The 12,290-nt window shown below is 43.1% G+C and carries 11 protein-coding genes and 5 pseudogenes; 4 read left to right on the top strand and 12 right to left on the bottom strand.

Going from position 1 to position 12,290, the window contains the following annotated elements; genetic code table 11:
• Positions 1–106 precede the first annotated feature (106 nt).
• A pseudogene (locus N1I86_RS08445) lies at positions 107–526 on the top strand (transposase); the annotation flags it as partial.
• On the opposite strand, the pseudogene N1I86_RS08450 reads toward N1I86_RS08445, so the two are convergent.
• From N1I86_RS08450 to N1I86_RS08500, 11 genes and pseudogenes are all read right to left on the bottom strand, one after another.
• Positions 517–1,280: pseudogene (locus tag N1I86_RS08450) on the bottom strand (class I SAM-dependent methyltransferase). The pseudogenes N1I86_RS08445 and N1I86_RS08450 sit on opposite strands and share 10 nt — an antisense overlap.
• 356 nt (positions 1,281–1,636) lie before the next feature.
• Entirely contained in the window at positions 1,637–1,897 is a 261-nt protein-coding gene (locus tag N1I86_RS08455; RefSeq protein WP_003353480.1) for a hypothetical protein, read from the bottom strand.
• 97 nt (positions 1,898–1,994) lie between these two features.
• Positions 1,995–2,720: an ABC transporter ATP-binding protein gene (locus tag N1I86_RS08460; protein ID WP_003353479.1), complete on the bottom strand. Its 726-nt coding sequence runs from the start codon at positions 2,718–2,720 to the stop codon at positions 1,995–1,997.
• A gap of 2 nt (positions 2,721–2,722) precedes the next feature.
• Positions 2,723–3,814, bottom strand: coding sequence for a hypothetical protein (locus N1I86_RS08465; RefSeq protein ID WP_341097297.1), 1,092 nt, complete (start codon positions 3,812–3,814; stop codon positions 2,723–2,725).
• The gene (locus N1I86_RS08470) at positions 3,807–4,823 is read right to left on the bottom strand and encodes a hypothetical protein (RefSeq protein ID WP_341095914.1); all 1,017 of its coding nucleotides are present in this window, start codon (positions 4,821–4,823) and stop codon (positions 3,807–3,809) included. Before N1I86_RS08470 ends, N1I86_RS08465 begins: the two co-directional genes overlap by 8 nt.
• 73 nt (positions 4,824–4,896) lie before the next feature.
• Positions 4,897–5,289 carry a hypothetical protein gene (locus tag N1I86_RS08475; protein WP_003353476.1) on the bottom strand — a complete coding sequence of 131 codons (393 nt, stop codon included), beginning with the start codon at positions 5,287–5,289 and terminating at the stop codon, positions 4,897–4,899.
• A 552-nt stretch (positions 5,290–5,841) separates the two neighbouring features.
• Positions 5,842–5,946 (bottom strand): hypothetical protein, encoded by a 105-nt coding sequence (locus tag N1I86_RS08480; protein WP_081473034.1) that lies wholly within the window; start codon positions 5,944–5,946, stop codon positions 5,842–5,844.
• A gap of 10 nt (positions 5,947–5,956) precedes the next feature.
• Positions 5,957–6,490, bottom strand: a complete 534-nt coding sequence (locus N1I86_RS08485) for a VanZ family protein (RefSeq protein ID WP_341095917.1) — start codon at positions 6,488–6,490, stop codon at positions 5,957–5,959.
• Between the two features lie 607 nt (positions 6,491–7,097).
• Positions 7,098–7,529: pseudogene (locus tag N1I86_RS08490) on the bottom strand (DUF817 family protein); the annotation flags it as partial.
• Positions 7,483–7,680, bottom strand: a complete 198-nt coding sequence (locus N1I86_RS08495; protein ID WP_341095920.1) for a helix-turn-helix domain-containing protein — start codon at positions 7,678–7,680, stop codon at positions 7,483–7,485. The gene N1I86_RS08495 and the pseudogene N1I86_RS08490, both read right to left, overlap by 47 nt.
• Positions 7,681–7,690: 10 nt before the next feature.
• Positions 7,691–7,921 (bottom strand): annotated as a pseudogene (locus tag N1I86_RS08500) (DUF2975 domain-containing protein); the annotation flags it as partial.
• Between the two features lie 105 nt (positions 7,922–8,026).
• On the opposite strand from N1I86_RS08500, the gene N1I86_RS16730 reads away from it, so the two are divergent.
• Both N1I86_RS16730 and N1I86_RS16735 read left to right on the top strand, forming a co-directional pair.
• On the top strand, positions 8,027–8,188 hold the full coding sequence (locus N1I86_RS16730; RefSeq protein WP_445662261.1) for a transposase: 162 nt from the start codon (positions 8,027–8,029) through the stop codon (positions 8,186–8,188).
• Between the two features lie 65 nt (positions 8,189–8,253).
• Positions 8,254–9,065, top strand: a pseudogene (locus N1I86_RS16735) (transposase).
• A gap of 280 nt (positions 9,066–9,345) precedes the next feature.
• Here N1I86_RS16735 and N1I86_RS08510 read toward each other — a convergent pair.
• On the bottom strand, positions 9,346–9,945 hold the full coding sequence (locus tag N1I86_RS08510) for a deoxynucleoside kinase (protein WP_341095922.1): 600 nt from the start codon (positions 9,943–9,945) through the stop codon (positions 9,346–9,348).
• Between the two features lie 800 nt (positions 9,946–10,745).
• Between N1I86_RS08510 and N1I86_RS08515 the strand changes: the two genes are divergently transcribed.
• Entirely contained in the window at positions 10,746–11,912 is a 1,167-nt protein-coding gene (locus N1I86_RS08515) for an IS256 family transposase (protein ID WP_341094467.1), read from the top strand.
• The last annotated feature ends 378 nt before the right edge of the window (positions 11,913–12,290 follow it).

Genomic DNA, 12,290 nt, shown 5'->3' on the forward strand with positions numbered 1-12,290 from the left:
GAGTTGAGTCTGTAAAATTGTGTAAAAAGGAAATATAAAAAGAGCCACGTTGCTTTCCCTTTGATAGAATGAACATTGACCAAAACAAAAAGGGAGGTAAGCAACTATGGCTCAATACAATATATTACTATAAGCGATGAAATTCTGCATGGGTTCCTGTCGCAAGATCAACGACTGGCCAAACTATTGGAACAGGTCTTGAATCAAATCCTTGAAGCTCAGTTAACGGATCAACTTGGCGGCGTCCGTTATGAGCGCACAGAGGAGCGAAAAGGCTTTCGAAAGGGTATTATCCCCGCCAATTGACGACTCGGGTGGGACGGTTGACCTTGCGCGTGCCGCGGACAAGGGATGGGGAATTTTCCACCGAACTCTTTCAACTCTATCAACGAAGCGAACAAGCTCCGGTGCCGGCCCGCATGGAAATGGTCGTAAACGGAGTGCCTCCCCCGCAAGATCACCCCGTTTTACAAAAAAATTTTGCGGAACATCATTTTCCAAGTCGTTGAGTTCATATTATTGTGAAAAAATGTTAAAGAGAAACGCATGGCTTTTTTCTGCTGAGATGATTAAAAACATAGGCCGGCGTGTTTCATCTTTCATTTCAGGTTTATTTTTTAACATCTCATCACAAGGCACAGGTTCTTTGACCGCTTTTATACTAAAGCCAGCATGAATTAAATCATTAATATAGGTTGAAATCGTGCGATGGTATTTTACAACATTCTCGGTTAAGAAAGATGTTACACGCATGCCTTCCGATTGATAGTGGTCAACCGGCCAATGCAGTCGATTCCCTTGGTCATCGTAATACCAATCTTGTTCGTTTCGGCAAGTAAAGATCGGATGTTCTACTGAAAAAACAAAAGTACCCTCTGCCTTCAGCCAGTCATAAACCTTTTTGCAAACGGATGCAAACGGCTCAATGTAATGAAAAGCCAATGAACTGATCACAACATCAAATTGAGCGTCAGGAAAATCAACGTCTTCAATGGCCATTTTTATATACGTAATAAATGGGTCATCCGTCATTTCGCGAGCCTTTTGAAGCATTTTTTCTGAAATATCTACACCGATCACAGAACTTGCTTGTTGCTCGCGCGCATATCGGCAATGCCAGCCAAAACCGCACCCTAAATCAAGAACCCTTTTGTTTCGCAAATCTGGCAATAAAGATTTAAAAACATGCCATTCTCCCGCACCTTCAAGTCCTTTGACTGACCTAGACATTTTTTCATACGCAGAAAAAAATTCTTATCATCATATTTATTTTGTTTCACCGATCAATACATCTCCTAAAAGTCTCTCTTTTTTGGTTCCTACACATGCAAAAAACAACTGGACCACAATATTCATACTGTAGTTCGGCTTGACACTTTTAGTAGAGGACACTTGATGGCTTTTTGTCAATAAAGCAATTTAAAATTTACGTCACGACTTGAGATTTTAACTTGCCGCCAAACGGCAAGAAAAAATCATCCAGCAAAAAGAGTTGGCTTTCCGTTCGTTTATATAAAGCAGGAGCCTCCAAGCGCAAGGTTTTTTAAGAATGGATGATAAAATCCTTGCATTTGGTTTCGACAAAAAGGGATGAAAATCCTTGTAAATCGGGAAAATTCTATTTGTTCAGCAGCCCCTACTCAGGACGACAGTGCTTACATTTCTCAGCCCGAAACATTTCTCTACCTTCCACAAGACCATCAGTAAAGTAATACCAACCATTTTTGCTGGCATTTTTCAATACTTTCTCTCGGAAGTTTGAAATATTTACATATGGACAGCCTGTTGTATGTATAACTCTTCTGGTTGTGTCGATTATGACGAAATAGCCGTCTCGGTACGCTTTATAGTGCTTAAATTCTTCTTCGCTCTTAATTTCAATATTCAACTTTTTCATCCTCTTGGAATCCTCTATTAAAGACTCAATCATAAGGTTATTTATTCCACGTCTGTTCTATATTGACCTACGTTCAACAATAGTCTTGAGTTCCCTTTTAATTGTCATCTATTATATCTTTATGAAAATGATAATCTGAACCTATTTCACTGGTAATGAGGCGGCCGTCGTTGATCCGCAGGATGCGGTCACCTCGCTTGGCCACCCGATCATCGTGCGTCGCCACGAGCACCGCCGCCCCCTTTTCTTTGAGAGATAGAATCAGAGTCATCACCGCATGGGCGGTCTCGCTATCCAGGGCCGCTGTCGGCTCATCGGCGAGTACGACGACCGGATCATTGACCAACGCCCGGGCAATCGCCACACGTTGTCGTTCACCCCCCGACAGCTCCGACGGTTTCTTCTTTAAGGCCCAATCAAGACCGACTTGTTCCAGCGCTTGCCGTATCCTCGCTTGCCGCTCCTGACGGCCAGGACGGGGTCTGGCATATTGCAGCGGAATCATCACATTGGCTTCGACGGTCTCATTCTCAATAATCGCGTATTCCTGATGGACATACCCAAAAAACGCATTCCGCAGCCTGGCCCGGCCGCGCTCATTTTCCGCGGCATTTTTGCCTTGGATGAGTATGTGCCCCTCGGTGGGTCGGCTTATCAAACCCAATAGACTCAGCAATGTCGATTTGCCGCTCCCAGACGCTCCCATCAACACGACGCACTCGCCCGCGGAGAGTCGCAGGGAAACGTTGTGCACCGCCGTGACTTGCGTACGACCGCTCCCATAAATCTTTGACACGTTGCGAGCTTCAAGGATCGTTTTCATTTTCACCCTCCTATCTTTTCCGTGATGCGCACCTTGCGCACCGACGAGAACCACAACAAAACGAACGTGAGCAAGACCGCCAACATGACCCAAAGCGGCACGCCCGGCGCGGGGGCACCCGCCACATGTAGATACCAAAGGAGCAGTGAAAGCAAGGTGAGCGGCGGGATCAGGATCACGGTTGCCAAAAAACCGCCAATTCGAAGGCTGAGATGAAAGGGCGTCGCCCCATACATGGCTCTGATCTTGAAAGCTCGATGCTCCTGCCGAATCGTCAAGCGGGCGGAGGACACGAAAGCAACGAAGACCAACACGAGAAAACTCAGCATGCCCACGATATACATGGCGGAACTCATCATGATCTCGCGGAACCGTTGTGGCTGATCGACGGCGACGTCATGGGGAACGAGAAACAATCCCCCATGTGCACTCCCGGCAACGAATGTGTCCACCACCTTGGCTTCTGGAGCCAGCAGGACCGTCCGGACCAACGCCTCCTCTCGCTCCTGTACATTGAGCAAAGGCAGCAGTTTCGTCGGCGCCCGGATGACGAGACGGTTATCCAAGGGTAAGCCGGCGGCATTGGGATCAAAAAAGGTCGCTCCCGGCGGCAGCGTTCCGACCACCGGGATGCTTTCGCCTGCTATGTTCACGGCATGGATCTTATCATCGGCGAGTTTCGAGCCGCGCATGGCGCACGGCGCGGGTTCGCACAGCGGGAGTTCCGGGAATAAATCCGGGAGCACGTCACCGAAAAGTACCAAGGTGGGATGCCCACCGGCGAAATCAGGATGATTAAGACCCATGTTGTAAATGATTGCAGCGTAGGCCTTCTGGCGGTTAATTAGGTCCATCACGTATTGCACGGTCTCGTTTCCGACGTGACTCGCCTCACCCGACGGGTAGTACGGAGTGAACATGACGGCGTGACGCTCCCGTAGATGCACGGCCCCTTTCAGGACGGCGACCTGGGACACAACGTCCTCCAAGGCCAACGCGAACACCACGCAGGCGGAGGCGATCATCCCTGAAAGTCCCAGCATTACCGGCCAACGCCGGCAAGCCATAACCACCCCATCCCACACCTCACGCATCAATGTTCACCTCCTTACGCGTTTTAATGACCCCATAAAGGGTCGCCGACCACGTCACGATGACGATGAGGAACGAGACAGCAGCACTGGCAAGCGTCCGGAAGTTGCCTAGCTCCGGATTCGTTTGGCCGATTCCCGCCACCAGCAGATCCGACAAGATCACTCCCACAACGCTGCCCACCCCCAAGCCGGGTAGCCCACCCACCAGATTTTCCCGGACGAGGTCAGTGGGCAAGGCGCCATGGCGCCACCGAATGCCGAACTCCCGCGCGCGTCCGCGAATGTAGAGAGCCCAGTCCAAGATGGCGCAGACGTGGCCCATGGCCAGAAAAAGCAAGGTGATCATCAACAGCGGATTTTGAAGGAAATATGTAAGTAATGGAATCTTTTGGCTCTGCTGAGGGACAAATCCCATCCGATAGAACAGATCGAGGATATGTTTTACTTGGGTCGGGTCCGTGGTATTGATCGTGTAGCGTCCAGAGGGCAGTGGCTCCCGACCGATGGTCCGTACATATTGAAGGTTATCTGTTCCGGGGGGAGCGTCAATCACCCCGGCCACCTCGACTCCATTCGGCAAAAGGGGCGCTGTGCCCAAGGCAGACCACCGATGTGCCGTGTACGTGCCTCGAAAAAGGTAGGCACGGGCCGTCGTCGAGTCGGGACCTTCGTTGCCGGCTCTGGGCAACCACGGGAGGATATGATGCGGATCGCAAACAATCATCTCGGGACGGCCTTCGCCTACCGAGGCATAGACCAAGGCCAGCGACTGAACATTAAGATAGGCCTTTAGCGCCTCTCGCGCAGAGGCAGCATCGGCCGCTGAAACCTTCTGCGGACCCTCGAACATCGTCAGTATAGTGACCTCGCCCGGCAATCCGAACGTCACTTCCTTGCGATCTTCAAGGGTCCACTGGAAGGCCTGTACCATGAAAGCGGTCAGCATGCCGAGAAGGAGGCTGCTAAGCGCAAGTCTTAAGTTCATCAACAACTCTTTTTTTGTCTTCACGCGAAAAAACTCCTTCCTGCGGCATGCTCCCAGACAAAGTCAGTGATAAAAATTTTCAGCCAAAGATTCGAACTTAGAACCAAAAAAAGTCGTAGTAATAGTGGGTCGTGTACTTGTCACCCCAAAGCGGAGAATCCCATACGGAGTCCTCCCTGGACCGGATTTTACTGTCCGATGGTGAGCTTGCCGTTGACGTATAGAGACGACCCGTATCAAGCGAAGGTCCCGCTTCCCGTGTAAACCGGTGATAACCGCGCTTGGCGTGACGACCATGATCATTGTAGGACGCTTGGATCTGAACATGACCGTTCCATCGTGCACCAAACAATGTTTCCCATGCTTTGGCATAGTTCATGCCACTTGCATGCGCCGACACGGAGATGCTCAAGACAACCAAAATTCCGACGACAATTGATGCCAATCCAATACCGACATGGCGACGACTGGTTTCGACACTTCCGCTCATTGCTCTTATCCTTTACCCTCCCTTCTCAATAGAAGTGCTTCTGCTGCTTCTAAATCATCGCTGTTATGTAGACGTTAGACACGAAGTTATAATTATCCTCTTTTTTTGATAAAATCAGGATAAATTGACTATTTGTACAACCACTCTATTTGCTTATAGGACTTTCGTACCAGTGAAAACTAGCACATTATTTCCGTATTCCTTATTAGGATTGAATCATTTCCGGATGTTAGCATACTCTTTTTACAATTATAAATCTTTCTTTCCCTCGCCCCGACCTTCTACAGCCTCACTCCCCCAAGGCTTTGGGCCCGCTTTTGAGCTGATGGGCAATCGAGAGACCCCGGAATCCTTGCAGGCAAGGGATTGAGAGCAGAACGAAAAAGAAAAGAACCAAACCCGGTCAAGGATATGGTCCTGGTTTTGGTTCGACTGCGAATGGACTTTGGCCGATATCATATTCTATGGAATTTTGTTGAATCCAGTCTTTTCCCAGTTCATCCATTCAAACAGTCAGTCTGGCCTGTCCTACGTTTCTTTACAATTTAGGTGCTACCCTTCCACGGTTATCTCTCTATCTCGGAAACGATTTTCAAATTTTGACCATAGAAAGTAACAACCTATGCCAATCATTGCCCCTATGGTATTTAAAATCATGTCATCGATATCAACGCTTCTTCTTAATCCAAGAAAGAACAAACAATAAATAGACGTTTTGGAGAAATTGGATGCTTTCAATGGTTAGTGCACAAATCATAGAATATCCAATAGCCCGCCGATAGCTTTTGACCCATTTAAAATAAAGCATTGAAAAAGCGAAAGGCATGAGTAAAAAAACGTTGCCAAAAATTTGATAGAGTGCAGAAATAAGTGAAGGATTAATGCTTATTTCCTCAATAATACCTCTTAGAGGAATCCCATTAAATGTGTTGAACAAAGAGTGAAGACCATTTGGATAGTAATGATGTGGTACATTTAAAAAACCTCTAAAATAAATGGTTTTTTCGTATAACACACAAAAATAAAACACGAAACAGATCGCGATCCCCCAATGAAAGACGTGCTGTAAGTTTGTGCGTTTTAAAAGAAAATCTAAACAAATCACGACCACCATTAAGTTCAGCACATCCTCTAAAGAAAAATGGAGAATACTATTCTTGTAATAAAAAATAGGGATGAGTAATAATAAATATTTTTTCATGACTCTTTTATCCTTCTTTTCCGCTTAATATTCAACTTAATTGACATAATAATCAAAATATCCAACCACTATAAATGGTAAAGTAATCCCGAACCAATGACAAGCGCCTGTTTTTTTAGACTGGCTTTTCCTTTAAAAAATAAGACATAAGAACTAATGAAGGGTCTGAACCCTCTATGTGTTGCCCAGAAGAAGCCATGGTACCGATAGAAATTGTTGTTTGGGGAAGCGATCAAATCACACCGAAAAAAAAGCCACTCCTTGTGGAAGTGACCCTTCTGAAGTCTCTATTCCATTCCATTTACTGCGGACTTATCCATCACCTTACGATTTTCGTGCCAATTCCTTTATCCACTTTGTACCGCCACGCGCCTTAAACGTGTTTCCTTTCCCCTCTCGCCCTGTCTTATGTATCACCTTAAAAACGAAGAAGCCGAACAGGTGATCAGGCATGAAATCAAACCTAATTTAGTGAGCTTTTATTATAGAAGAACAACTCCTACTATCTGATAATCGGCGATAGCTATCGATTAAAGTACCGCCAGACCATTTTGGGCAAATCGTGTTCAAAGTTATTTAGAGAAAATGGTTTAAAAGTACGTGACGGTTACATTTTTCCCTTAACCTGCTTTAACGTCGCTACGATAAGAAAGCTAACAATCACTAATAAGAACCATGAACTCACCTTTCCTGGATGAACGAGACTCCATGCATCGGTTTGGTATGGATATTCCCAAGCTCCAAAGAACGTTGCGATATTTTCGGCTATCCATATGAAAAATCCGATGAGCACAAAAGAAAGTGCGAGTGGCATACGGTAACGAGTTCCATCCACCTCGAATGTGACCCATGATTGCCAAAAGACGATAAATACAAGTCCGGATAACCACCAACGAACGTCCATCCAATAATGGTGGGTGAAAAAATTCAAATAAATCGCAGCTGCAAGAGCTACAACTACCAAAAACGGGGGCCACTTCACCAGTTCAACCTTAAGCCTCCTCCACGCCTGGCAAAGATAACTCGCTACACTTACAAATCGCATCTAAAGTTGATAACCGAATGGCTTTTGCCTTTCCATTTTTTAATATAGAAAGATTAGCCATCGTGATTCCAACCCTCTCCGAAAGTTCTGTAAGGCTCATTTTCCTTTTAGCCAACATCACATCAAGATTGATTATAATTGCCAAGTGATTCACCTCAGATCGTTAAATCATTTTCCGATTTTATATCGATGGCTTCTTGTAAAAGTCTTTGGAGAACAGCAGCAAAAAAGGCGATCACCATAGAGGCGAAAATAATGACCAATCCCATTGGTATGAAACTTGGAGGGTCAACTTTTTTTCCCATGAGATAGTAGAGTGGCATACCTAGCAGGTACAAGGTACTGATCGTGATGGCACAGTATTTTATATTCTTTAAAGCCTTTAGTTGAGTCCGTAAAATTGTGTAAAAAGGAAATATAAAAAGAGCCACGTTGCTTTCCCTTTGATAGAATGAACATTGACCAAAACAAAAACAAAAAGGAAAGCAACTATGGCGCAATACAATATTACTTTAAGCGATGAAATTCTGCATGGGTTCCTGTCGCAAGATCAACGACTGGCCAAACTATTGGAACAGGTCTTGAATCAAATCCTTGAAGCTCAGTTAACGGATCAACTTGGCGCCGGCCGTTATGAGCGCACAGAGGAGTGAAAAGGCTATCGAAAGGGTCTTATCCCCGCCAATTGACGACTCGGGTGAGACGGTTGACCTTGCGCGTGCCGCAGACAAGGGATGGGGAATTTTCCACCGAACTCTTTCAACGCGATCAACGGGCGAACAAGCTCTGGTACTGGCCTTCATGGAAATGGTCGTAAACGGAGTGTCTACCCGCAAGATCGCCCAAATCACAGAAGAATTGTGCGGGACTTCGTTTTCCAAGTCCACGGTCTCCTCGTTGTGCAAAGGACTGGATCCGATGATCCAAAATTGGAATCAACGTTTCCTTCATGAACACGTGTATCCGTTTGTATTGGTCGATGCAAATTCAAGTTCTGCTAGTTCTCTAAACAAACTGAATAAAGAACTAGAACAAATTGAAAACCGCTTGTTGGAAATCCAGCAATTGCAAGACAAGTATACGGAAGTTTTTGAAAAGAATACACTCCCGATAGATATCCTACAAGAAAGATTACAAAAGGTTTCCAATGAAAAAAGAGAATTAGAACAGAAGAAAAATGAGATTACATTACATTTGAGTTCTTCTGACTCAAAAGTTATTCAACCGGAGCTTATTGAATTGTTACTTGAAAAGTTTCTATTCGTTTATAAGCAGACATCAAGAGAAAATCAAAAACAATTACTTCAATTATTGATCGATATAATTACAATTAAACAAACAGGAAAATCAAGAACCATTAAAAACATTGAACTTGAATTCGATTTTACAGAAGTCAACATTCTAAAACCTTTGTACTTATCCACGTGTTGTATCGTGAAGCGGATAATAAAACTGATTATCTACAGCCAATACACGCTTCCGACAATAAAATTCCACCTTATCTTCAACAATTTTTGCCTCTATTTATGATACAATTCACCGCAACATCTCCCGAGGCAAATAACATAAAAAACAAAGGGAAGCAAATAATATTTCTTCCCCTATAAGAACCGCTTGCAATTCCCTCATTTTATTCATCATTGTCCTTATAATTACGTAATAAAAAAAGAGCCGTATGCTGCTTCCTCTTTGTAAAATAATCCTTTTACAATAATGAGAAGGAGCACATCCATGGCTCAAAACGTATTTCCAAATACATATACAATATAAGATGCAATCATGTTCCGGCGATTTTTATCTGTATCTTCAATCATTCAGTATGTAATGATTTCTCAATTAAATTCAATACATATTCTCTATCTTCAAGATTATTTTCAAAATCGATTTGATCCACATTGATTTTTAAAACAGGAGAAAACGAATATTGCTCAAAATAATCACGATAATTTTGATTGAGTCTTTCCCAATATTCTCTTTCTACTACTTGTTCATACTCTCTCCCTCTTTTTTTAATCCTCTTTATGGCTTCATCCGTTGAAATTTCTAAGTATACCAAGAGTTTAGGCGCTTTTAAATGCTCCATCATATTTCCGAATAAATCCAAGTATATTTGAAATTCAACCTCGCTCATTTCACCATTGTCGCGCAACATTTTGGCAAAAATGACGTCGCCATATATACTTCGGTCTAAAACCGAATTTGGATATTGAGACGCTTTTTTAATTTGTTTAAACCTTTCATTTAAAAAATAAATTTGCAAAGGAAAGCTATACCTTTCTCTGTCATAATAAAATTTATCCAAAATGGGATTATTAGTGACAGGCTCTTTAAAAGCTATGTACCCGTTTTTCTCCAGAATTTCCATCAATGTACTCTTTCCAACACCTACCATTCCGTCTATTACGATCATGTCCCCATAATCCCCCTTCTTTTGATTGAGTATTTTCAACTGGTTGTAGTAAAACAAAGAGGTCACCTACTTTTCTTAAGTTTGCACCTTTGAATGAGATAGGTTTCACTTAAATTGAATCGAACGATACCCATTATCTTTTTATAAGCATGAGATATGAATGAAAAATTTTTGCTATTTTTTGTTGATATTATTTATTGGAACTCCCTTTTCGGTAAATCCGTCCATGAATGACGAATCAGTTACACTTTTCAGTAAGAAGAAAGAGTCGTTGTTGGAAGGTTTATCTCATTGTTACGCAAGATTCTATTATATTAGCGCTGCTGTTAAATGTACAGTGGAACTTTTTAGAGGGTTACTTGCCTTCTCTTTTCTTCTTTTTATTGATGGATGTGGAGGATCAATTTCCAGCTAACTCCATTGGGTAATTGCAAAAGTATGATAAAAATGACGTAAATCATATAGGGTAATGGTACTACCATATTTTTCATAAAAATCTGGTTCTTTCTGCTTTTCGAATAAGGTTTGTCTAGTTCCTTAAAAAAAATGCACATTTTTCTCCATATGCTCTTTCAATTCTCAAACACCTTTACTGCCTATAGACCACTCTTTTTCTGTATTGATTAAATTTGCCAACGAACGAAAAAAACGACTGTTTACTCACTTCGCTACCGAATTTTCATTTGTTATTCAAATAGATGATGTATAAAATTTTGTGTCAAGCATTTAGTTAGACCAAAAGAAAAAGGTAGGGTATTCTCTGATTTGGCAAAAATCTTAGAGAAAGGAGTACCCTACCTATGTCTAAAAGTATATCGAATATAGATTGGATGAATCAACTGGAAAACGTTATTCGTGAGTTTGTAAAGGAAAAATTAGAGCTGATCATGAAGGAAGAAATCCAGACTTTCCTCGAAATGGAACAAGAGGGAACGTCGAATAGAAGAAACGGCTATTACCATCGAAACCTAGACACGCAGTATGGTCGTATCGAAGGACTTTCTGTTCCAAGAGACCGAAACGGGGAATTTCAAACGCAGCTGTTTGCCCCTTACCAACGCCATACGGGCTGGCTCGAGGAAGCCATCATCAGGATGTATCAAAGTGGCATGAGTACGCGTGAAATTGGCAAGTTTATTGAACGAATTTTAGGCAATGCCTATTCTCCTGCAACGATCAGCCGTATGACCGATGTAGTGAAGGAAGACATCGAGAAATGGCACCATCGTCCACTATCCAAACGTTATTCTGTCTTATATTTGGACGGCTTGTACGTGAAACTTCGCCGCGATACGGTAGAGAAAGAAGTCATTTATGTGGTGTTAGGAGTGAATGAAGAAGGGTATCGAGAAATTCTGGATTTCTTCGTGGGAGGACAAGAAAGCGCCTATGGATGGCGGGAGATTCTCCAACAGCTCTACAAAAGAGGCGTCAAGGAAGTGCTTCTGGGCGTATTCGATGGACTACCGGGGCTGGAGGAAGCCTTTAAGGCGGTGTATCCGAAAGCCGATGTGCAGCGCTGTGTCGTTCACAAAGTCCGCAACACCCTAAATCGTGTTCGGAAAAAAGACCAATTCGAAGTGGCCGAGGATCTCAAGCTGATTTATCGTGCGCCGAATAAGGAGATGGCGTTACAAATGTTTCAACAGTTTGAGTCGAAATGGTCCAGCAAATATCCAAGAGAAGTTCAATCTTGGGCCAATGAGTTGGATGTCCTCCTTACATTTATGGATTATCCAAGCAGTATTCGAAGTGTGATTTACACGACCAATGCCATTGAACGAACGATCAAAGAGATTCGGAAACGTCTAAAGCCGATGAACAGTTTGAGTAGTTTAGAAGCCGCTGAAAAAGTCGTGTATTTGACCATCCAAGATTTTAATGAGAAATGGGCAGGACGAAAATTACGAGGATTTGCTGAAGCCTATGAAACCCTTCAACAAATGTTTGAAAAACGTTATAACTAACCAAATATTGTAAACGAACAAAATAAAGGGATTCTCCCTTTCCACACAGGAGACTGAATATTCAGTCTCCTGTGTGGAGGAAATCGAACCCCTATCCATTCCAAATCCATTTCAGAGATATCCTATCTATCTTACATAACACAAAATTCTTGACGGTACCTTCAAATACATATTACTAACAAAATGTTGTGAACTTATGACGAAAGATTACGGTTTTGATGAAAAATAAGTCTAATACTTTAAAGGAGATTTGATAGAATGCTGAATAATAGTCCTTGTGGATGACGAAGAAAATGTCATTGCATTAATGAAACCTTTTTAGAATGTAGAAGGATTTGAAACGTAACGGCAAAAACGGATAAGAGGGGATATTCGAAG

It is taken from the genome of Bacillus sp. FSL W8-0116 (assembly GCF_038003825.1).
Lineage (GTDB): Bacteria > Bacillota > Bacilli > Bacillales > DSM-4216 > Bacillus_O > Bacillus_O smithii.